At 72.0% G+C, this 19688-nt stretch carries 19 protein-coding genes; 6 read left to right on the forward strand and 13 right to left on the reverse strand.

All coding sequences use genetic code 11. The features are described 5' to 3' along the window. Nucleotides 1-89: 89 nt before the first annotated feature. The 8 genes from NMK34_RS18730 to NMK34_RS18765 all read right to left on the reverse strand — a co-directional run bounded on the left by NMK34_RS18730 (nucleotide 90) and on the right by NMK34_RS18765 (nucleotide 8971). Nucleotides 90-1400 (reverse strand): activator-dependent family glycosyltransferase, encoded by a 1311-nt coding sequence (locus NMK34_RS18730; RefSeq protein ID WP_318334524.1) that lies wholly within the window; start codon nucleotides 1398-1400, stop codon nucleotides 90-92. Continuing rightward, nucleotides 1397-2698 (reverse strand): activator-dependent family glycosyltransferase, encoded by a 1302-nt coding sequence (locus tag NMK34_RS18735; protein ID WP_318334525.1) that lies wholly within the window; start codon nucleotides 2696-2698, stop codon nucleotides 1397-1399. Before NMK34_RS18735 ends, NMK34_RS18730 begins: the two co-directional genes overlap by 4 nt. Further along, entirely contained in the window at nucleotides 2698-3996 is a 1299-nt protein-coding gene (locus tag NMK34_RS18740; RefSeq protein WP_318334526.1) for an activator-dependent family glycosyltransferase, read from the reverse strand. The genes NMK34_RS18735 and NMK34_RS18740 overlap by 1 nt, the downstream gene beginning before the upstream one ends. Continuing rightward, a complete protein-coding gene (locus NMK34_RS18745; RefSeq protein ID WP_318334527.1) occupies nucleotides 3993-5285 on the reverse strand; it encodes an activator-dependent family glycosyltransferase in 1293 nt (430 codons plus the stop codon). The genes NMK34_RS18740 and NMK34_RS18745 overlap by 4 nt, the downstream gene beginning before the upstream one ends. Further along, a complete protein-coding gene (locus NMK34_RS18750; RefSeq protein ID WP_318334528.1) occupies nucleotides 5282-6265 on the reverse strand; it encodes a cytochrome P450 in 984 nt (327 codons plus the stop codon). The genes NMK34_RS18745 and NMK34_RS18750 overlap by 4 nt, the downstream gene beginning before the upstream one ends. A 200-nt stretch (nucleotides 6266-6465) precedes the next feature. Further along, the gene (locus NMK34_RS18755; protein WP_318334529.1) at nucleotides 6466-7329 is read right to left on the reverse strand and encodes an AfsR/SARP family transcriptional regulator; all 864 of its coding nucleotides are present in this window, start codon (nucleotides 7327-7329) and stop codon (nucleotides 6466-6468) included. A 191-nt stretch (nucleotides 7330-7520) separates the two neighbouring features. Then, nucleotides 7521-7973, reverse strand: a complete 453-nt coding sequence (locus tag NMK34_RS18760) for a MaoC family dehydratase N-terminal domain-containing protein (protein WP_318334530.1) — start codon at nucleotides 7971-7973, stop codon at nucleotides 7521-7523. Then, entirely contained in the window at nucleotides 7970-8971 is a 1002-nt protein-coding gene (locus tag NMK34_RS18765) for a beta-ketoacyl-ACP synthase 3 (protein WP_318334531.1), read from the reverse strand. The genes NMK34_RS18760 and NMK34_RS18765 overlap by 4 nt, the downstream gene beginning before the upstream one ends. A 106-nt stretch (nucleotides 8972-9077) precedes the next feature. On the opposite strand from NMK34_RS18765, the gene NMK34_RS18770 reads away from it, so the two are divergent. Then, nucleotides 9078-9332 carry a phosphopantetheine-binding protein gene (locus NMK34_RS18770; protein ID WP_135240706.1) on the forward strand — a complete coding sequence of 85 codons (255 nt, stop codon included), beginning with the start codon at nucleotides 9078-9080 and terminating at the stop codon, nucleotides 9330-9332. A gap of 19 nt (nucleotides 9333-9351) precedes the next feature. After that, nucleotides 9352-10461 (forward strand): DegT/DnrJ/EryC1/StrS family aminotransferase, encoded by a 1110-nt coding sequence (locus tag NMK34_RS18775; protein WP_318334532.1) that lies wholly within the window; start codon nucleotides 9352-9354, stop codon nucleotides 10459-10461. 52 nt (nucleotides 10462-10513) lie between these two features. Here the strand turns inward: NMK34_RS18775 and NMK34_RS18780 are convergent, their stop codons facing one another. The 4 genes from NMK34_RS18780 to NMK34_RS18795 are packed head-to-tail and all read right to left on the reverse strand — an operon-like array spanning nucleotide 10514 to nucleotide 14693. Continuing rightward, on the reverse strand, nucleotides 10514-11953 hold the full coding sequence (locus tag NMK34_RS18780) for an NDP-hexose 2,3-dehydratase family protein (RefSeq protein ID WP_318334533.1): 1440 nt from the start codon (nucleotides 11951-11953) through the stop codon (nucleotides 10514-10516). Then, nucleotides 11950-12879: an NAD-dependent epimerase/dehydratase gene (locus NMK34_RS18785; RefSeq protein ID WP_318334534.1), complete on the reverse strand. Its 930-nt coding sequence runs from the start codon at nucleotides 12877-12879 to the stop codon at nucleotides 11950-11952. Before NMK34_RS18785 ends, NMK34_RS18780 begins: the two co-directional genes overlap by 4 nt. Then, on the reverse strand, nucleotides 12867-13472 hold the full coding sequence (locus tag NMK34_RS18790; protein WP_318334535.1) for a dTDP-4-dehydrorhamnose 3,5-epimerase family protein: 606 nt from the start codon (nucleotides 13470-13472) through the stop codon (nucleotides 12867-12869). The genes NMK34_RS18785 and NMK34_RS18790 overlap by 13 nt, the downstream gene beginning before the upstream one ends. A gap of 15 nt (nucleotides 13473-13487) precedes the next feature. Then, nucleotides 13488-14693, reverse strand: a complete 1206-nt coding sequence (locus NMK34_RS18795) for an acyl-CoA dehydrogenase family protein (protein ID WP_318334536.1) — start codon at nucleotides 14691-14693, stop codon at nucleotides 13488-13490. 162 nt (nucleotides 14694-14855) lie between these two features. On the opposite strand from NMK34_RS18795, the gene NMK34_RS18800 reads away from it, so the two are divergent. Both NMK34_RS18800 and NMK34_RS18805 read left to right on the forward strand, forming a co-directional pair. Beyond that, the gene (locus NMK34_RS18800; protein ID WP_135240710.1) at nucleotides 14856-15635 is read left to right on the forward strand and encodes a cyclase family protein; all 780 of its coding nucleotides are present in this window, start codon (nucleotides 14856-14858) and stop codon (nucleotides 15633-15635) included. Between the two features lie 41 nt (nucleotides 15636-15676). Next, complete coding sequence (locus NMK34_RS18805) at nucleotides 15677-16888, forward strand: class I SAM-dependent methyltransferase (RefSeq protein WP_318334537.1); 1212 nt, start codon at nucleotides 15677-15679, stop codon at nucleotides 16886-16888. Nucleotides 16889-16895: 7 nt separating this feature from the next. Here the strand turns inward: NMK34_RS18805 and NMK34_RS18810 are convergent, their stop codons facing one another. Next, nucleotides 16896-17786 (reverse strand): NAD(P)-dependent oxidoreductase, encoded by an 891-nt coding sequence (locus NMK34_RS18810; RefSeq protein ID WP_318334538.1) that lies wholly within the window; start codon nucleotides 17784-17786, stop codon nucleotides 16896-16898. 166 nt (nucleotides 17787-17952) lie between these two features. On the opposite strand from NMK34_RS18810, the gene NMK34_RS18815 reads away from it, so the two are divergent. Together NMK34_RS18815 and NMK34_RS18820 are read left to right on the forward strand one after the other, a co-directional pair. Further along, nucleotides 17953-18582 carry a dTDP-4-dehydrorhamnose 3,5-epimerase family protein gene (locus tag NMK34_RS18815; RefSeq protein ID WP_318334539.1) on the forward strand — a complete coding sequence of 210 codons (630 nt, stop codon included), beginning with the start codon at nucleotides 17953-17955 and terminating at the stop codon, nucleotides 18580-18582. After that, on the forward strand, nucleotides 18579-19688 hold the full coding sequence (locus NMK34_RS18820; protein ID WP_318334540.1) for a DegT/DnrJ/EryC1/StrS family aminotransferase: 1110 nt from the start codon (nucleotides 18579-18581) through the stop codon (nucleotides 19686-19688). The genes NMK34_RS18815 and NMK34_RS18820 overlap by 4 nt, the downstream gene beginning before the upstream one ends.

Consider the following 19688-nt stretch of genomic DNA (forward strand, 5'->3'; position numbering starts at 1 on the left):
TGTTCACGCTCGACGAGTACCTGTGCGCCATCGAGGACGCCGGCTGCGCCGCCGAGTTCCGGCCGCCGGACGGGGGCTGTTCGTCGGCGTCAAGAGGGCCTGACGGCCGGACGGTGTCGCCGGTGCTCGGCGGTGAGCCGTTCGAGCAGCGGCACCACCTCGACCGGGCTGGGCGTGGCGACCGCCTCACGACGCAGCCGGGCGGCGTTCTCGGCGTACGACGGCTGCTCCAGCAGCGCGACCACGCTCTCCCGGACCGCGCTCGCGGTGACCTCGGTGAGGCAGATGCCGGCCCCCTGCTCGGCGAGCCGGCGCGCCTTGTCCGCCGAGTCCCAGATCTTCGAGGGGACGACAAGCTGGGGCACCCCGCGTGCCAGCGCGGTCGACATGGTCCCCGAGCCCCCGTGACTGATCAGCGCGGAGCAGGTCGGCAACAGCGCGTTGAGCGGTACGAAGTCGACCGCCCGCACGTTCGCCGGCAGTGTCGGCATCGACGCCAGCTGCCGGGTGTCGAGCGTCGCGACCACCTCCACGTCGAGATCGGCGAGCGCCTCCAGCAGGTCGCGGATGGACACCTCGTCCCCACCCTGCACCTCGCGGTGCGACAGCCCCAGCGACAGGCACACCCGGCGGCGCTTGGGCCGTTCCCGCAGCCACTCCGGGACACGCGACGGCCCGTTGTAGGGGACGTAGCGCATCGGCACGTACGGCCGCCGGGACGGGAACCGCATCCAGGCCGGGGTCGGGTCGACGGTCCACTGACCGAGCACCATCTCCTCGGCGAAGCCGCCCGTGATCCCGTACCGGTCGAGCAGGCGGTCCAGCCACTCCCCCAGCGGGTCGTCGCGCCGCTCCCGCGGCAGCCGGCCGAGGTGCTCGGTGAACAGCTCCCGCATCCGCGCGACGTGATCCAGGCCGAACAGCAGCCGGCAGTGCGCCGCCCCGACGGCACGCGCGGCCACCGGCCCGGCGAACGTCATGGTGTCCCAGACCACGAGGTCGGGCCGCCAATCCCGGGCGAACCGCACCAGGTCGTCGACCATCGGGTCGGGGCACTGGTTCTGGAACACCACCGCGGTCATCGCCGTGAACGTGCCGAGCAGGTAGTCCGGGGTGAGCAGCTCGGCGCGGGTCTCGGTGAGGTCCAGGCCGCCGCCGTCGTCCTCGGCCTCCGGCGGCTCCTCCCCGGCGAGGCCCTCCTCGGTCTGCCGCATCCCCTCCTCGAGGTTGAGCGCCGGCCCCACCGGCACCGCGGTGAGGCCGGTGTGGGTGATGTCGTCGGCGAGGTCGGGCTGGCTGGCGATCCGGACCTCGTGGCCGGCGGTGTGCAGCGCCCAGGCCAGCGGCACCTGGGAGTACATGTGCACCTTGGCGGCGAACGTGGTGAACAGGACTCTCATCGGGACGACCTCCGGTACTCGCCGGCGAGTTCCTCCAGCACGGGCACGATGTGGTTGGGGCTGGGCGTACCGGCGATCTCCCGGCGCAGCCGGTCCGCCTCGGCCGCGAAGGACGGCTCGCCGAGCAGGCGGCTCAGGGCGGCCGGCAGTTCACCGCCGGAGAGCCGGTCGATGTCCCGGACGTACAGCCCCGCGCCGCGGGCCTCCAGGCGGCGCGCCGTGTTGATCGAGTCCCAGACCATGTGCGGGACGATGAGCTGCGGCACGCCGTGACGCATCGCCGTGGTCAGCGTGCCGGAGCCGCCGTGGTGCACGACCGCGTCGCAGGTCGGCAGCAGCACGTCCAGCGGCACGAAGTCGACGATCCGCACGTTGTCCGGCACCGCGGACAGCGCGCGGGTCTGCGCGGCGTTCAGCGTGGCGACCACCTCGACGTCGAGATCGGCGAGCGCGGCCAGCAGATCGCCGATGGCGGCCCGGTCGCCGCCGCGCTCGTCGCGGTGCGACAGACCCAGCGTGACGCAGACCCGCTTCGGCCGGCTCCGCTCGTGCAGCCAGCCCGGCGCCACCGCGCGGCCGTTGTACGGCACGTACCGCACCGGAACGGTGTGCAGGCCGAGCGGGAATCGCAGCGACGGCGGGAACTGGTCGATGGTGAAGTCCCCGACGACCATGTCCTCGGCGAAGCCGTCGCAGCCGTAGCGCTCCAGGCTGAAGCCCAGCCACTCGGCCATCGGATCGTCGCGCAGCGCCGGCGGCCGCCGGGCCAGGTGACCGGTGAACGCGGCCCGCATGTTGCCGACGATGTCCAGGCCGTACAGCAGCCGGGCGTGCGCGGCGCCGCTCGCCCGGGCCGCCACCGCGCCCGCGAAGGTCATGGTGTCCCACACCACCAGGTCCGGCTGCCAGTCGCGGGCCAGCGCGACCAGGTCGTCCATCATCGACTCCGGGCACTCGTTCTGGAACACCATCGAGGTCATGGCGGTGAAGACCTTGAGCGTGTGGTCCCAGGTCAGCTCGGCCGGATCCTCCTCGCTCATGTCGAGACCCACCTCGGCCTCGTCCTGCGTGCGGTTGGCGTCGTCGCCGACGTTGTCGTTGACCACCTCGATCTGTTCCTCGAGGTTGAGCGGGGCGCCCACCGGCACGGCGGTCAGCCCGGTGGTGGTGATCAGGTCGCAGAGGTCCGGCTGGCTGGCCAGGTAGACCTCGTGGCCGGCGTTGTGCAGCGCCCACGCCAGCGGCACCTGGGCGAACATGTGGGTCTTGGCGGCGAACGTGGTGAACAGGACACGCATCATCGGCTCCCGCGGTGTTCCTCGGTCAGGTTCTCCAGGGCCCCGACGAGGGCGTTCGGGGTGGGCATGCCGCGCAACTCGGTACGCAGCCGGGCCGCGCCGGCGGCGAACGACGGCTCGCTCAGCAGGCGCTCGACGTGGTCACGCAGGTCTCCTGCCGTGACCCGGCCCGGGTCGCGGAGGTAGAGGCCGGCGCCCGCCGCCTCGACGGCGCGTGCCTTGGCCATGCTGTCCCACATCAGGTTCGGCACGATGAGCTGCGGCACGCCGTGCGCCAGCGCGGTCGCGTAGGTGCCGGATCCACTGTGGTGCACCACCGCCGCACAACTGGGCAGCAGGGCGTTCAGCGGCACGAAGTCGACCACCCGGACGTTCGGGGGCAGCGGCGTCTCGGGATCGAGCTGGTGCTCGTCGAGCGTCGCCACCACCTCGACGTCCAGTCCGGCGAGCGCGGTCAGCAGCTCCACCGGCGAGGTCTGATCGCCGAGGGCGGTCTCCCGGAACGAGGCGCCGAGCGTCAGGCAGATCCGGGGCCGTTTCGGCGGTTCCCGCAGCCATTCCGGGATCACCGCCGGACCGTTGTAGGGCACGTAACGCATCGGCACGTAGTGGGCGTCGACGTCCAGGCGCAGCGAGGCCGGCAGCGGATCGATTGTCCAGTGGCCGAGCACCATGTCCTCGGTGAAGTCGCCGGCGCCGTACCGGCTGAGGGTCCAGCCCAGCCACTCGCCCAGCGGGTCGTCGCGCAGCTCGGGCGGCTGCTGCTCGCCGAGCCGGTTGAAGGTGGCCCGCATCCGGCCGACCAGGTCGGGGCCGAACAGGATCCGGGCGTGCGCGGCGCCGCAGGCCCGGGCCACGACCGGGCCGGCGAACGTGAGCGGATCCCAGAGCACCAGGTCGGGCCGCCAGTGCCGGCCGAACGCGACCAGGTCGTCGAGCATCGCGCGCTGCGCGTGTTCCTGGAACGTCACGGCGGTCATCGCGCTGAAGACGTGCAGCACGTACTCCCGCGTGAGCCGCTCCGGCCGGTCCTCCGACATGTCCAGCCCGACGTCGGCGGGCGTCATCCGGCCGGACATCACGTCACCGAGGATGCCGTCGAGCTCGCGCATCCCGCCCTCCAGGTCGAACACCTCGCCCACGGGCGCCGCGGTGAGGCCCGCCCCGACGATGTCGGCGGTGAGGTCCGGCTGGCTGGCGACGCACACCTCGTGGCCGGCGGTGTGCAGCGCCCAGGCCAGCGGAACCTGCGTGTAGAGGTGCGCCTTGGCGGCGAACGTGGTGAACAGGACTCTCATCGGTACCGCCCCCGGTTCTCCTCGGTGAGCCGTTCCAGCACGGGAACGAGGTCGTTCGGCGCGGGCTGGGCGAGCATCTCGTCGCGCAGCCGCCCGGCGGCCGTCCGGAACGACGGCTCGGTCAGCAGCCGCGCCACGCGCTCGCGCAGCGCCGCCCCGGTCAGTTCGGCCATCGGCATGGTCAGCCCGGTGCCGAGCCGTTCCAGCCCGGCGCCCATCACCTCGGTGTCCATGCCGAAGCCGAGGATGACCTGCGGGATGCCGTGCAGCTCGGCGTTGGCCTTGGTGCCGATCCCGCCGTGGTGCACCACCACGGCACAGGTCGGGAGCAGGTCGTTGAGCGGCACGAAGTCGATCAGGCGGGCGTTGGCGGGCACGTCGGTCACGGTGGCGCGCTGCGCGTCGGTGACCGTGGCCACCACCTCGACGTCCAGGTCGGCGAGCGCGGCCAGCAGATCGGTGAGCACCTCGCCGCGGAGGAAGTCGGCGACCCACTCGGAGACGCCGAAGGTGAGGCAGACCCGGGGCCGGGCGGGCGGCTCACGCAGCCAGCCGGGCACGACCGCGGGTCCGTTGTGCGCCACGTACCGGACGCCGACGGTGCGGTGTCCCGGGTGCAGCCGGACGCTCGGCGCGGTGGAGTCGATCGTCCACTGGCCGGTCAGCAGATCCTCGGTGAAGTCGCCGTCGGCGCCGAGCCGATCCAGGCTCCACGCCAGCCACTCCGCGGCCGGGTCCTCCCGGTGTGCCGGGTGCTGCTCGTCGCGCAGCCGGCGGAACTCGCGGCGTACCCGCATGGTCACGTCGGGCCCGGCGACGAAGCGGGCGTGCGCGGCGCCGGCCGCCCGGGCCACGACGCCTCCGCCGATCGTGTACGTCTCCCAGACGACCAGGTCCGGACGCCAGTGCCGGGCGAAGGCGGTGAGCTGGTCCAGCATCCCGTCGTTGTTCATCACCGCGTCGTGCGACGGCACCATGACGTGCTGGAGGGCGAGCAGGTTCGGCCACGTCCACCGGGCCGGGTCGGCGCCGGCGAAGTCGAAGTCGCGGACGAAGACGAAGCCCTCCTCGTGGAACTCGCGGAGCAGGGCGAGGTCGCACGGGTCGGTGACGCTCCACTCCGGCGCCTCGATCGGTACGGCGGTCAGGCCGGTACGGGTGATGTCGTCGGTCAGAGCGGGCTCGCTGGCGATCCGGACCTCGTGCCCGGCGGCGCGCAACGCCCAGGCCAGCGGCACCAACGGGTAGAAGTGCGTACGGTGGGCCAGCGTGGTGAACAGGACCCTCACGCGACCTCCTCCCGGCTGACCAGGCGGGCGGGCAGGCTCAGCAGCCGCCGGGTCACCGGCGCCCGGTAGGCGCGCACCGCGTTCCCGGTCCGCTCCGCCCGGGCGAACCGGCCGGTCAGTGCGGTGAGCGCGGCCACGGAGACGGCGCGGGCCATCGGCAGCAGACGCGCGAACGGGGCTCCCGGCACGGGGGCGACAGCCCCGGAGTGCGGCCGGAACTCCTCCGGCCGCTCGTACCGGTCCGGATCCCGGCCGGCGCCGGCCAGCAGCAGGACGACCTGCTCCCCGGCCCGGACGGTCTGGCCGGCGAGTTCCAGGTCCGCGCCGGCGACCAGCGGATACGCGTCCACAGGTGGATCGAGGCGCAGCGTCTCGGCGACGACGTGCGCGGCATGCCCGGGGCATTCGCCGAACCGGTCCCACTCAGCGGGGTGCTCCAGCACCCGGTTCAGGGCGTTGCCGAGCAGCGTCGACGAGAGGGTCGCCCCGAGGGTGGCGACGAGCAGCCGGCCCGGATCGTCCAGCCGCCGGTCCAGCTCGGCGGCGGCGTCCAGCATCGCGGTGGTGGCGGCGAGCGTCTGCGCGCAGAGCACCGCGTCGGCGAGCGGGCCGGTGGCCTCGGCCGGGGGACGCAGTTCCGCCTCGGGCACCGCGAGCACGTCCGAGAGCAGCGCGGCCGGCAGGCGTGCCGCGAGCGCGGGCACGAGGTCCACCTCGGCGGGCAGCTCGGCCACCACCGCCGCCGCGACGGAGGCGGCGAGCTCCGCCGAGTCGACACCGGAGGGTGGCTCCGCGTGCAGCAGGGCCGCGGGCAGCGGCACGGGACGCTGCGGCGCGTACGGTCGTCCGGCGTGGGGCGGCTCGAGCAGCGGATGGGCAAGCGCCGCGACGGCGACGTCGTGCCGCGCGGACACCCAGCCACCGCCGCGAGCCGCGACGACGGCCCCCGAGCGCCGTATCCGGTCGACCGCCCCGGTCACGTCACCGAATCCCCGTAATGCCTCGGCGCACGGCGCGCCGGAGGTCGCGTACAACCATTGGACTCCGTGCACGATCTGCAGTCGGCGCCCGATCTCGGCCCTTTTCCGGACCGTTTCCACCGCTTCTCGGAAATGAGTCACGAAAAAACGCTAGCAATCTCCGGAATAATTCCCTTAGAGGATCACTGAAGTGCCGGAGATCAATAGGACCGGGCGTTGCCCAGCCCCGAGGTCCGAATGATGTCACCGAGCGGACGACCTGCGGAAAGGTGGTCGTCACCCATGTCATCAGCATTGAGCACCGCCTGGTGCAGACGCTGGATCTGCGGCCCCGGCTCCAGGCCCAATTCGTTCACCAGGTCGCTGCGCAGCCGGTGGAAGACCTCCAGCGCCTGAGCCCGTCGTCCACTGAGGTAGAGCGCCCGCATGTACTGGGCGTGCATGCCCTCGTGCAGGGGGTTCTCCACCGTCAGCGCGGCCAGTTCGGTGAGCACCTCGCGGTACATGCCCAGCCGCAGTTCGGCGTCCACGAGGTACTCCAGCACCACCAGCCGGGACTCCTCGAACTGCCGCCGCTTGGACTCCAGCACCGGCCCGGCCGGCACGTCCACCAGGGCCGGGCCACGCCAGAGCCGCAGCGCGTCGGTCATCCGCCGGACACCGGACCTGTCGTCTCCCGCGCTCAGCGCCTCGCGCCCCTCCTTGACCAGGTCGTGATAGCGATGGACGTCGAGCTGGCCGGCGTCGGCCTGCAGGAGGTAGCCGCCTGCCTTGGTGACCAGGACGCTGCGGGAGACCTGCCCGGAGGGCATGCCGGTTGCCGCGGCGAAGAGCTTGCGCAGGTTCAGGATGTAGGTCTGCAGGGTGGTGAGCCCGCTCACCGGCGGCTGATGGTCCCACAACTCGCGGATCAGCGAGGAGACCGGCACCACCTGCCCGGAGTAGACCAGCAACATGGCGAGGACCCGCCGCAATTTCGGTGCAGTCGGCGCGTGATTCAAGCCGCCATTAACACAGAATGACAGCGAACCGAGAACACCGAATTCGACGACATGCTTGACCACTTGCTGAACCCCCCACAGTCCAGTTGGGAAACATACATCGGTCCCGATCGACCCTACCAGTTGAACACAGACCGCGACAGGGTATTCACCGCTGCGCAACCAGTCCTGTCAATTGGACCCCCGAGACGCTGCGGAAACGCCCCGGAACCTGAGATATCGCTGTGCATTCACGACCTGCCGAACTCCGCGTGTTAATGTCGCAGTACATAGGTAGCCGTAGATGTGGTAATGACCTCGGAGGCGCTGTCGACGACCACCGCGCGGGTGGTCGCGACCCGGCTTCCCCGCACGCGCCGCACGCCGGTCAGCCGTACCACGACGCGCAGCAGGTCACCGGCCACGATCGGCCGGTGGTGACGGAAGTCCTGACCCGCGTGCACCACGTGGTCCGGATCCACGGCGGGCGCCAGCCCGCCCAGCACCAACAGGTCCGCCGGCAGCGTGAGCACGGCGGCGAAGCTCGGCGGTGCCACGAGATCGGGGAACCCCCGCCGGCGTGCCGCCGTGAGATCGTGGCAGACCGGATCCCGCTCACCGAGGGCCGCGGCGAACACGCGCACCTGCTCCCGGCCCACCAGGTACGGCCCGTCGACCGGGAACCGCCGATGCGTCCCGGTGCCGCCGTCGGTATCCGGACCGCTCATGGCAGCAGGACCACCTGGGCGGCGTAGGTCAGACCGGCACCGAAGCCGACGAGCAGCGCCGGTTCGCCGGAACGGGCCGCGCCGGCATCGCGCAGGCCGTGCAGGGCGAGCGGGATGGACGCCGCCGAGGTGTTGCCCGCGGTGACCAGGTCGCGCGCCACCGCCACGGAGTCCGGCAGCTCGAGCCGCTGCACCATGAGGTCGATGATCCGTGTGTTCGCCTGGTGCGGGACGAAGGCGGCCAGATTCTCCGGTCGGACGCCGGCCAGATCCAGTGCCCGCTGCGCCGCCGGTGCGACCTCGTCGACCGCCCAGCGGAAGATCCGCCGGCCGTCCATCCGCATGACGGGCGGGAGACCACTCGGATCGGCCCGGAAGTCCGCCCACGAACCGGTCATCCGCAGCGCCGCGGCCATGTCACCGTGCGCGCCACGCACCACCGGGCCCAGGCCCGGACGGTCGGACGGCCCGACCATCACGGCCCCCGCCCCGTCGGCGAAGAGGAACGCGATCGACCGGTCCGCCGGATCCACGATGTCGGTCATCCGCTCCACCGCGACCACCAGGACGTGCTCCGCACTCCCCGCACGGACCATGTCCCCGGCCACCGCGAGCGCGTGGCAGAACCCCGCGCACGCCCCCGACAGGTCGAACGCGCCCGCCGCCACGGCGCCCACCCGGTGCGCGACCGTCGCCGCCAGCGGCGGGGTCTGCACGAGGTTGGACATGCTGGCCAGCACCACCGCACCGATGCGCTCCGGCGCGACGCCCGCCTCGGTCAGCGCGGCGCCGGCAGCCGCCTCCGCCATCGCCGGCAGCGTCTCGTCCGGTGCCGCGAAGCGCCGGCTCCGGATACCGGATCGGCTCTCGATCCACTCCTCGGTGGAGTCGATGCGCGTGCAGATCTCCGCGTTCGACACCACCCGGCGCGGCCGGTATGCGCCGACCGCCGAAAGCCTGGCGTGTCGCATGCTCGGCGTCCGCAGTGGTGAGATCACTTGGACACGGTCACATAACGGCCTCAAGGAGTAGTCGAGGAACCGTCCGAGTGTCGCCAGACCCGGCTTCGACCGTCGCTCGAGCCAACCCCACCAGCCTCGGAGCATGCGCCAATTCACCATCGAGGACCTGCGGGCGATCATCGAGGAGTGCCTCGGGGGCGAGGACACCGCCGCCGTCACCGAGGCGACGCTGCACGACCGTTTCGACGATCTCGGTTTCGACTCGCTGGCCCTCTACGAGATCGTCACGCGCATCCAGGACGGCCTGCACGTCACCATCCCGGACGAGGCGGTCGACCGGCTGCGGACCCCGGCGGAGGTCCTGGAGTACGTGAACGGCCGGCTGGCCGGCGTCTGAGAAGGGACACCACCACGACATGACCACCTACGTCTGGGACTACCTCGCGGAGTACGAGAGGGAGCGCGACGATCTCCTGGCCGCCGTCGACTCGGTGTTCCGGTCCGGCCAGCTGGTGCTCGGGCAGAGCGTGCGCGGGTTCGAGGAGGAGTTCGCCGCGTACCACGGTGTCGCGCACTGCACGGGCGTCGACAACGGCACCAACGCGGTCAAGCTCGGCCTTCAGGCGCTCGGCGTCGGGCCCGGCGACGAGGTCATCACGGTGTCCAACACCGCGGCGCCGACAGTGGTGGCGATCGACGGCGCCGGCGCGACGCCGGTGTTCGTCGACATCGATCCCGTCACGTACCTGATGGACACCGAACAGGTGGCCGCGGCCGTCACCGAGCGGACCCGCTGCCTGCTTCCGGTCCACCTCTACGGCCAGTGCGTGGACATGGCGCCCCTGCGGCGGCTGGCGAGCCGGCACGGCCTGGCCGTACTGGAGGACTGCGCGCAGGCACACGGCGCCCGCTACCACGGCCGGCTGGCCGGCACCATGGGCGACGCCGCCGCCTTCTCCTTCTACCCCACCAAGGTGCTCGGCGCGTACGGCGACGGGGGCGCGGTGGTCACCGACGACGAGTCGGTACAGCGCGCACTGCGCCGGTTGCGTTACTACGGCATGGAGGAGCGGTACTACGTCGTCCAGACGCCGGGGCACAACTCGCGGCTCGACGAGGTGCAGGCCGAGATCCTGCGGCGCAAGCTGCGGCGCCTGGACGACTACGTCGCCGGCCGGCGGGCCGTGGCGGACCGGTACGCCGAGGGCCTGGCCGACAGCGGCCTGGTGCTGCCGACCACCGCTCCCGGCAACGACCACGTCTACTACGTGTACGTGGTCCGGCATCCGGCGCGGGACACGATCCTGGCGGAGCTGCGCAAGCACGACGTCCACCTCAACATCAGCTATCCGTGGCCGGTGCACACCATGACCGGCTTCGCGCATCTCGGCCGGCCCGAGGGCAGCCTGCCGCACACCGAGGCGGCGGCCCGGGAGATCTTCTCGCTGCCGATGTACCCCTCGCTCCCGGCCGACGTGCAGGACCGCGTCATGGAGCTGATCCGCAAGACTATCGCCCAGCTCTGACCCCCGTACCCCTGCGACCTCCGGCGCCCGACGGCGCCGGAGGTCGCAGTCGTCAGGCCGAGGTCAGGCTGTGCAGGCAGGCCACCAGGCTGCGTGCCTGGACGTTGAGGTAGTGGCTGTGCCGCAGCAGGTCGACCAGTTGGTGCAGGGTCATCCAGCGGAAGTCCGGCAGGTCTCCGGCGGCGTCCACGTCGGTCTCGACCACCAGATACCGGTTGCGGGCGCGGTGGAACCGGCCGCCCTCCTCGGACAGTTCGGTGTCGAACCGGATCCGGTCGGACCGCGCGGCCAGCACGTCGTCGAGGAACCGGGGACGCCGGTCCGGCGGCAGCGGGTCGAAGTTCTGCGGGATGCACTGCACCGTCGGTGCGAGCTCGACGGCGTCCACGAAGCCGGGTTCGGCGCGGGCGTTGACGAGGACGTGCAGCACCCCGTCGAACACCCGGGCCAGGAAAGCCACCACACCCACGCCGTGCGGCTCGATGGCGGGCTGGCGCCAGTGGGCGACCTCCCGGCCGGCGGCCACCACGTCCAGCCCGATCACGTCGAAGTAGAGCCCGTTGACGTGCGAGATCCGCCCGTCCACGCGCTGCCAGGACCGCACCTGCCGCAACGGGATCCGCCGGGTCCAGACGTCCCGGCCGGTACGGCTCTCGGTGATCCAGCTGAGGATCTCACCCGTGGTGTGCAGGCTCCCCTTCTCGGGACGGCACGAGCGCAGCAGCGCCGACCGGAAGTCGTCGCGCGGGCCGGTCTGCCGGTCCGCCAGCCCGGGGGCGGCGAACGGCAGGCAGGAGAGCACCGTACGGGCGTCCATGGTCACCATGTTGTCCACCCGGAAGGACCGGTGGATCTCCCCCAGCGTCATCCAGCGGAACCCGTCCAGCACCGGCACGTCGCCGGTCACCTCGACGACCATGTTGCGGTTGCGCTTGTGCTGGAACCACGATCCCTGCTCGGACTGCCGGACGTCGGCGATCACCCGGTGCCCGCCGCTGCGCTGGAAGTACTCCAGGTACGGCACCGCCTTGCCGCCGTGCACCCGGGTGTAGTTGCTGCGGGTCGCCTGGACCGTCGGCGCGAGCTGGAGCCCGTTGCAGTTGCCGGGCTCCGCCTTCGCCTGGATTAGGAAGCGCAGCACCCCGTCGATCTCCTTCGCGAGGATGCCGAGGATGCCCACCTCCGGCTGATTGATGATCGGCTGGCTCCACCGGGTCACCGGCCCGTCCGGCATGTGCACGTCCAGGCCCTCGACCGTGAAGAACTTGCCGCTGTCGTGCCGCAGGTCGCCGGTCGCCGGGTCGGTGTGCCAGCCGGTCATCTCCTCCAGCGGGATGCGCCGCGCCCTGGTGAAGGACCGCTCGCCCAGCTCGGCCAGCCACTGCCGGAGCCGGGCGGCCTCCCCCGGATCCCCGGCGGGCGTCAGCGACGAGTCGGCGATCCGGGCCGGCATCAGTTCGTCGCGGTACGGCAGCAGGCGGTGCTCGGTCACGTGGACTCCGATCCCCACATAGCGCTCAACGATGCGGCCAGGCCGATGCGCGGCCGCCACTTGATCAGCTGTTCGGCCCGCCGGATGCCGGCCAGCGTCCAGTCGCCGCCCTTGCTGTCGACCGGCTGCGCGACCAGGCGGACCCGGGCCGACGGGATGCCGGCCGCGGCGACCGCCATCCGCACCAGCTCGCGCATGGGCACCGCCTCGCCCCGTCCGATGTTGACCACCTGACCGGTCACCGCCGCGTCGGTGGTCGCCGCGCGCCGGATCGCGTCCGCCGCGTCGCGCACGTCCAGATAGTCCCGGTGGGCGGAGGCGACGGTCAGTTCCAGCACGTCGTCACCGGCGGCAGCGGCCCGGAGCCGGCGCAGCAGGAAGCCCGGGAAGCTCGGCTCGGCCGGGTACGGACCGCACAGGTTCACCGCCCGCAGCACCACGCCGTCGATCTCGCCGCGCGCGGTGGCGTCGAGCACCGATCGCGAGCCGGCGAGCTTCGTGCGCGCGTACTCGGTCACCGGGGCCGGCGGGACCGACTCGTCGATCACCGCGCCGTCGGGCACCGGGCCGTACTCGTGGATCGTGCCGAGGTGCACCAGCCGCGGCCCGCGGCCCGCGGCCGCGACCGCGCGCACCAGCCGGCCGGTCAGGCCGATGTGGTCGTGCCGCATCGCCTCCGGCGTACTCCCCCAGCCCCCGGTCACGTTGACGACGACGTCGCACCGCTCCTCGTCGAGTACGCGGGCGAGCCGCTCCGGGGGCACGGACGCCAGGTCCAGGGACCGGAACCGGTACGCCGCCAGGTGCGACGCCGGCCGGCGGGAGACCGCGACGACCGGGTGGCCCGCGTGGGCGAACGCCGCGCACACCTGCCGGCCCACGCAGCCGCTCGCACCCATGACCGCGACCCGGCTCACGCTTCCCACACCGCCTTCTCCGCCCGCCGGCAGGTCTCGTAGTCCGGCAGCAGGCCGGCGCGGCGCGCCTGCTCCAACGTCATGGCGGCGCGGTCGCGCTCGGACTGCACCGGCTCGATGTCGGTGGGCACGGGCAGGCCGAGCGCCGGATCGAGCGCCGCGATCGACTGCTCGTACTCCGGCACGTACGGGTTGGTGAGCAGGTAGGACATGACGGTCTCGTCCTCGAGGGCGACGAACGCGTGCCCCACCCCGACCGGCAGGTAGAGCGCGCGGAAGTCCTCCTGGTCCAGCAGGACCGCGTCCCACTGGCCGTAGGTGGGCGAGCCCACCCGGATGTCGACCACGATGTCCATCGAGCGGCCGCGCGGGCAGTAGACGTACTTGGCCGTGCCGGGCGGTGTGGTGGTGAAGTGCACCCCGCGCACCACGCCACGCCGCGACCGGCTGTGGTTGGTCTGCGCCACCGGCAGCGCCGGATGCCCGGTCACGGAGCGGAAGCCCTGCTGCTGGAAGGGCGACACGAACAGACCGCGATCGTCCGGGAACACGTCCGGGACGAACTCGTAGGCGCCGGATACCGACAACTCGCGTACCTGCATGTCGAAGTCTCCTCGTCAGTCCTCGAGCGCGGTGCGGCTCAGGAAGTCGACGCCGTCGGCGTACGTGAAGGGGTGCATGAAGGAGCCGGCGCGGGCGTCCCGGGCCAGCCGGGCCAGCGGGTGACCGGCCACGAACGACGCTCCTCCGACAAGCGTCATGCAGTCGCCGACGATCTCCGGGGCGAGCCGGTTGACCACGAGCTTCGCGCGCTGGAACGAGGTCATGAGCCGCCGGCCCCGCACGGCCGGCTCCCCGGCGGGCGGCGCGTCGGCCTCCGCCAGGGCCAGGGCCGTGGTCGCCCGCATCGCCTGCAGCTTCGCGTCGACCTCGACGATCAGGGTGCGGGCGCCGGCCTGCCCGGAACCCCGCTGCCGGACCGTCGCCACGGCCAGGTCCCGGGCCGCGCCGGCGATACCGAGGTAGATGCCGAGCATGGTGATCGAGCTGACCGTCTGACCGGCAAGCGCGGCGTCGTCCCGGTCGCCGACCGGGCCGCGGAAGAAGACGTCGCGCTCCGGCACCACGCAGTCCTGCATCACGATGTCCACGCTGCCCGAGGCGCGCATGCCGAGCCCGTCCCAGTCGTCGCACACGGACAGCCCCGGGGTGTTCCGGTCGAGGACCACAGCGACCTGCTCCGGCTGCGCCCCCGGCACCTTGGTGCGGGCCGAGATGACGAAGGTGGTCGCGATCGGCGCCATGGTCGCCAGCATCTTGCGGCCGTTGAGCACCCACTCGCCCGGCTCGCCCGGGGTCAGCCGGCTGACCACCCGGTGCGCCACCGCGTCCTTGACCGTGGTGCAGACCACCGCCTCACCGGAGCCCATCGCCCGCAGCATCCGCTCGGCCAGAGCGGCGGCCGCCGGGGCGCCGTGCTGCCATTCGTACGTCAGGGTCAGGGCCCGGCTGAGCTGCATGTGCAGCGCCAGCGCGGCGGAGCCGTCGGCCGCGCCGACCCGCCGCAGCGTCAGTGCCACGTCGTGCAGGCTGGTGACGCCGAGCCCGCCCAGCTCGCGCGGCACCGTCGCCCCGAGCACCCCGTCCTTGCGCAGGTTCTCGAACGCCTCCGCCGGGAACGTACCGGCCCGGTCGTGCGCGGCCGCGCCGGCGCTGATCTGCGGCAGATGCGCGGAGATCAGTCGGAGCAGCTCGGCGCCCGGGGCGGTCACCGGCTGGTCGAGGTCCCCGGCCCAGGGCCGGCTTGCGGTCTCCATCACCATCGCGCACTCCGTCGTCGCAGGTTCGCCGATCTCCCTGCGATGGTCGGCGCTCGGAATCCAGCCCCACTCGAAATCCGCTACCGGGCGGCGACGAGTGAAGCTCCAATGCTTTTCGAGCCGGCACGCCGACCATCGTGGCGGTACGGGCAAACGGAGGTGATCGTGCGGCTCATCGATCTGTCGTCACCGGTGGACGCGTCGGGGTTCGAACCGGATCCGGTCCGGCACGAGGTGCTCGACCCGCGCGCGGGCGCACTGCACATGAGCGCGGAGATGCGGACCCACCTGGGCATCGACTTCGACCCGGACGAACTGCCCGACGGCGAGTTCCTCTCGCTGGACACGCTGACGCTGACCACACACACCGGCACGCACGTGGACGCGCCGTCGCACTACGGCTCGCGGGCCGGCTACGGCGACGGCACCCCCCGGCACATCGACCAGATGCCGCTGGACTGGTTCGTCCGGCCCGGTGTCGTGCTCGATCTGACGGGGCACGGCACCGGCACGGCGGGCGTCGACGACCTCCGGCGCGAGTTCGAGCGGATCGGACACACGCCGCAGCCGTACGACATCGTGCTGCTGCACACCGGCGCCGACCGCCGGGCCGGCACCCGTGAGTACTTCACCGAGTTCACCGGCCTGGACGGCCCGGCGGTGCATCTGCTGCTGGACCTCGGCGTCCGGGTGATCGGCACGGACGCGTTCAGCCTGGACGCGCCGTTCGGCGACATCATCACCCGGTACCGCCGCACCGGCGACCGGTCCGTCCTCTGGCCCGCCCACTTCGCCGGCCGGGACCGCGAGTACTGCCAGATCGAGCGGCTGGCGAATCTGGACGCGCTGCCGGGGCCGACCGGCTTCCAGGTGGTGTGCCTCCCCGTCAAGATCGCCCGCGCCGGCGCGGGGTGGGCCCGTGCGGTAGCCGTCGTCGGCGACTGACCGCGAGCAAGGAATCGACCCCCGAGCGAGGAGAGAGCAACATGTGTCGCATCTGCGGGAGCACCGTCGGCGAGTTCTTCGACTTCGGGCGGCAGCCACTGTCCGACACCTTCCCGGAACCCGACCGGGTGGACGACGAGTTCTTCTTCCGGCTCGCGGTGGGCATCTGCGAGAGCTGCGCGATGGTCCAGCTGCTGGAGGAGGTGCCCCGGGACCGGATGTTCCACGACGGCTACCCGTACCACTCCTCCGGCTCGGCCCGGATGCGCGAGCACTTCGCCGGCACCGCCCGGCGCTTCCTGCGCGAGGAGCTCACCGCCGACGACCCGTTCATCGTGGAGATCGGCAGCAACGACGGCGTCATGCTGCGCACGATCCGCGACGCGGGGGTACGGCACCTGGGCGTGGAACCCTCGGGTGGCGTGGCGGACCTGTCCCGGGCCGAGGGGATCCGGGTGGTCACCACGTTCTTCGAGGAGGAGTCGGCGCGCCGGATCCGCGCCGAGGACGGCCCGGCCGACGTGATCTTCGCGGCGAACACCATCTGCCACATCCCGTACCTCGACTCGATCTTCCGCGGGGTGGACGCGCTGCTGGCGCCCGGCGGCGTCTTCGTGTTCGAGGACCCGTACCTGGGTGACATCCTCGAACTGAACACGTTCGACCAGATCTACGACGAGCACTTCTACCTGTTCTCGGTGAACTCGGTGCGGGCGGCCGCCCGCCGGTTCGGCTTCGATCTGGTGGACGTGCAGCGGCTCTCCGTGCACGGCGGCGAGGTCCGCTACACCATCGCCCGGCCCGGCACCCGCCCGGTGACCGCAGCGGTGGAGGCCATGATCGCCGAGGAACGCGAACGCGGAATGCTGGATCACACCACCTTCGAGCAGTTCGGCGCCAACGTGAAGCGGATCTGCGGCGACCTGGTCGAACTGCTGCGGCGCCTGCGCGCGGAGGGCAAGCGGGTGGTCGGCTACGGCGCCACCGCGAAGAGCGCCACAGTGACCAACTACTGCGGTATCGGACCGGACCTGGTCGAGGTGGTCTACGACACCACTCCGGCCAAGCACGGACGGGTCATGCCGGGTTCGCACATCCCGGTACGTCCGGCGAGCGGCCTCACCGAGACCCGGCCGGACTACGCGATCCTCTTCGCGTGGAACCACGAGGAGGAGATCAAGCAGAAGGAGAAGGCGTTCCACGACGCCGGCGGACGGTGGATCACCTACGTGCCGGACGTCCGGATCTCCTGAGCCGGGTTCAGACCTGCGCCCACATGGCGCGAAGTGACTCGCGCGCGGTGTAGCGGGGCCGCCATCCGGTCAGCCGCTGCGCCGCGCGTGTGTCCACCCGGATCCATCCGCCGCCGTGGCTCGGCACGTCCTGCTCGGTGATCCGGACACGGGACGCGGGGACGCCCGCCTCCGCGATCAGGCCGTCGACCAGTTCGCGCAGCGGGTGGGCGTGCCCGCTGCCGACGTTGAGCACCTGTCCCTCGACCGGCGCGGACGCCGTGGCCAGCACGGCGCCGGCCACGTCTCTGACGTCGACGAAGTCACGGTGCGCGTCGGCCACTGTCAGCTCCACCACGCTCCGGTCCCGCGACGCGGTGCGCAGCCGCCGCAGGACCGCGGCGAAGAACGTCTCCTCCGGCGGGTACGGACCGAACATGTTGGCGCAGCGCAGCACGACGCCGCCGGCCGCCAGCACCGCCATCGAGCAGGCCACCTTCACCATCGCGTACGGGGTGCCCGGGTCGACCGGCTGCCGCTCGTCGAGATCCACACCGGCCGGCGCCGGTCCGTACTCGTGCACCGTGCCGAGGTGGATCAGCCGGGGCGGCTCGTCCATCAGGGAGCGGGCCTCGGCCAGGCGCTGCGCCACGCCCAGGTGCGATCGCAGCATCTCCGCTCGTGTCGGCCCCCACCGGCCGGCCGCGTTGACCACCACCCGTACGTCGTGGGACCGCAGGAACCGGGCCAGCTCGACGGCGTCGTCCGCGGCGACGTCGCGGGCGGCGAACGGGTACGGCCCCACCCGGGCCGCGTGGCCGCGCGCCACCGCGAGAACCTCCTGGCCCGCCTCGGCGAACCGCGCGCAGATCTGCCGTCCCACCGACCCGGTCGCACCGATCACCGCGATACGCGACATGCCGACTCCTTCGCCGATTCCCCGGCGGCGCCCCGCCGCGGGAACGACCGTAACGAGCCGGACGAACGCCGACAACCGCTGCCTAACGCTTCTCGACCGGGCTTGGATCAGGGCCCTAATCGCGCTCTATAGCGTTCGCCGCGTATCGACTACTGGAGGATTGCAGATGCGGATCGAGCCATTGGGCCTGGCGGGTGCGTACCTCGTTCGGCCCCGGATTTTCCCGGACCGCCGCGGCCTCTTTCTCGAAATCTTCAACCAACCCGACTTCGCCGACGCCGTCGGCCATCCGTTCGAGATGGCCCAGGTCAATTGTTCGTCGTCGCGGCGCGGCACGGTCCGGGGGCTGCACGGCGTGGCCATCCCGCCGGGCCAGGCCCGGTACGCCACATGCGTGCGCGGCGCGATCGTCGACATCGTGGTGGACACCCGGATCGGCTCACCCACGTTCGGCGAGCACGTGCCGGTACGCCTGGACGACGAGGAGCGGCAGGCGTTGTACCTGGCGGAGGGCCTGGTGCACGGCTTCGCCCCGCTCACCGACGAGGCGACGGTGGTCTATCTGTGCTCCAGCACCTACGACCCGGCGGCGTCCTTCCAGATCGACCCGTTCGATCCGGCCCTGGGCCTGCCCTGGCCGCAGCACGGCGAGCCGATCCTGTCCGAGCAGGACCGGTCCGCGCCGAGCCTGGCCCAGGCAGCCGAACAGGGGCTTCTCCCCACCTGGGCGGACTGTCAGGCGCTCGGCGCGCAGCGCCTGAGCCGGGCCGGCCGGGCGACGGAGGTGCTGCGATGATCCCGCTGTTCCGGGTGCCCATGTCGGTCCAGGCGCCGGGTGCGGTCGCCGAGGTGGTGGCCAGCGGGCAGGTCGGTCAGGGTGCCCGGGTGGCCCGGTTCGAGGCCGAGCTGGCGGCGCGCATCGGCAACCCCCGGGTGGCGACCGTGAGCAGCGCGACCGCCGGGCTGCACCTGGCGCTGCGGCTGGCCACCGACGGCGAGCCGGGCGGTGAGGTGCTCTCCACCCCGATGACCATGGAGGCCACCAACTGGACGATCCTGGCCAACGGGTTGGACATCCGCTGGGTGGACGTGGACCCGGCCACACTCAACGTGGACCTGGACGACCTGGCCGGCAAGATCACCCGAAACACCCGAGTGATCATGGTGGTGCACTTCGCCGGCTACCCGGTGGACCTGGACCGGTTGCGCGCCGTCCTGGACCGGGCCGAGGCCGAGCACGGCGTACGCCCGGTGGTGATCGAGGACTGTGCACACGCCTGGGGCGCGACCTACCGGGGTGTGCCGCTGGGCAACCAGGGCAACGTGTCGGTCTTCAGTTTCCAGGCGGTCAAGCACCTCACCTGCGGTGACGGCGGCCTGATCACGCTCGCCGACGACGAGTCGCACCGCCGGGCCACGCTGCTGCGCTGGTTCGGCATCGACCGCTCGGTGGACCGGCTGCGTACGCCGCCGGACGTGACCGAGTGGGGCTACAAGTTCCACATGACCGACATCAACGCCGCCATCGGCCTGGCCAACCTCGCCTACTCCGACGAGGTGGTGGCGCGGCACCGGGCCAACGCCGCGTACTACGACAGCCGGCTGGCCGGGGTCGCGGGCGTCGAGCTGACCGAACGGCGCGACGACCGGGAGAGCTCGTTCTGGATCTATCCGCTGAAGGTGGCGGACCGAGCCGGTTTCGTCAGGCGGATGACCGAGGCCGGGATCACCGTGAGTCAGGTGCACGCGCGCAACGACGCGCACACGTGCGTCCGCAAGTACGCCGCGCCGCTGCCGGGCGTCGACGACGTCGACCGGCGGCTGGTCTGCGTTCCGGTCGGCTGGTGGGTCGGCGACGAGGACCGGGAGAAGATCGCCGACACGATCCGGGCGGGGTGGTGA

Origin of the sequence: Micromonospora sp. BRA006-A (assembly GCF_033433935.1) — a bacterium.
In the GTDB taxonomy this organism is placed as follows: domain Bacteria; phylum Actinomycetota; class Actinomycetes; order Mycobacteriales; family Micromonosporaceae; genus Micromonospora; species Micromonospora aurantiaca.

Excerpts from the sequence above, each read along its gene's own strand:
- NMK34_RS18730 (WP_318334524.1), bottom strand. The coding sequence starts at position 1,400 with ATGAGAGTCCTGTTCACCACGTTCGCCGCCAAGGTGCACATGTACTCC.
- NMK34_RS18735 (WP_318334525.1), bottom strand. The coding sequence starts at position 2,698 with ATGCGTGTCCTGTTCACCACGTTCGCCGCCAAGACCCACATGTTCGCC.
- NMK34_RS18740 (WP_318334526.1), bottom strand. The coding sequence starts at position 3,996 with ATGAGAGTCCTGTTCACCACGTTCGCCGCCAAGGCGCACCTCTACACG.
- NMK34_RS18760 (WP_318334530.1), bottom strand. The coding sequence starts at position 7,973 with ATGAGCGGTCCGGATACCGACGGCGGCACCGGGACGCATCGGCGGTTC.
- NMK34_RS18770 (WP_135240706.1), top strand. The coding sequence starts at position 9,078 with ATGCGCCAATTCACCATCGAGGACCTGCGGGCGATCATCGAGGAGTGC.
- NMK34_RS18775 (WP_318334532.1), top strand. The coding sequence starts at position 9,352 with ATGACCACCTACGTCTGGGACTACCTCGCGGAGTACGAGAGGGAGCGC.
- NMK34_RS18790 (WP_318334535.1), bottom strand. The coding sequence starts at position 13,472 with ATGCAGGTACGCGAGTTGTCGGTATCCGGCGCCTACGAGTTCGTCCCG.
- NMK34_RS18795 (WP_318334536.1), bottom strand. The coding sequence starts at position 14,693 with ATGGTGATGGAGACCGCAAGCCGGCCCTGGGCCGGGGACCTCGACCAG.
- NMK34_RS18805 (WP_318334537.1), top strand. The coding sequence starts at position 15,677 with ATGTGTCGCATCTGCGGGAGCACCGTCGGCGAGTTCTTCGACTTCGGG.
- NMK34_RS18810 (WP_318334538.1), bottom strand. The coding sequence starts at position 17,786 with ATGTCGCGTATCGCGGTGATCGGTGCGACCGGGTCGGTGGGACGGCAG.
- NMK34_RS18815 (WP_318334539.1), top strand. The coding sequence starts at position 17,953 with ATGCGGATCGAGCCATTGGGCCTGGCGGGTGCGTACCTCGTTCGGCCC.
- NMK34_RS18820 (WP_318334540.1), top strand. The coding sequence starts at position 18,579 with ATGATCCCGCTGTTCCGGGTGCCCATGTCGGTCCAGGCGCCGGGTGCG.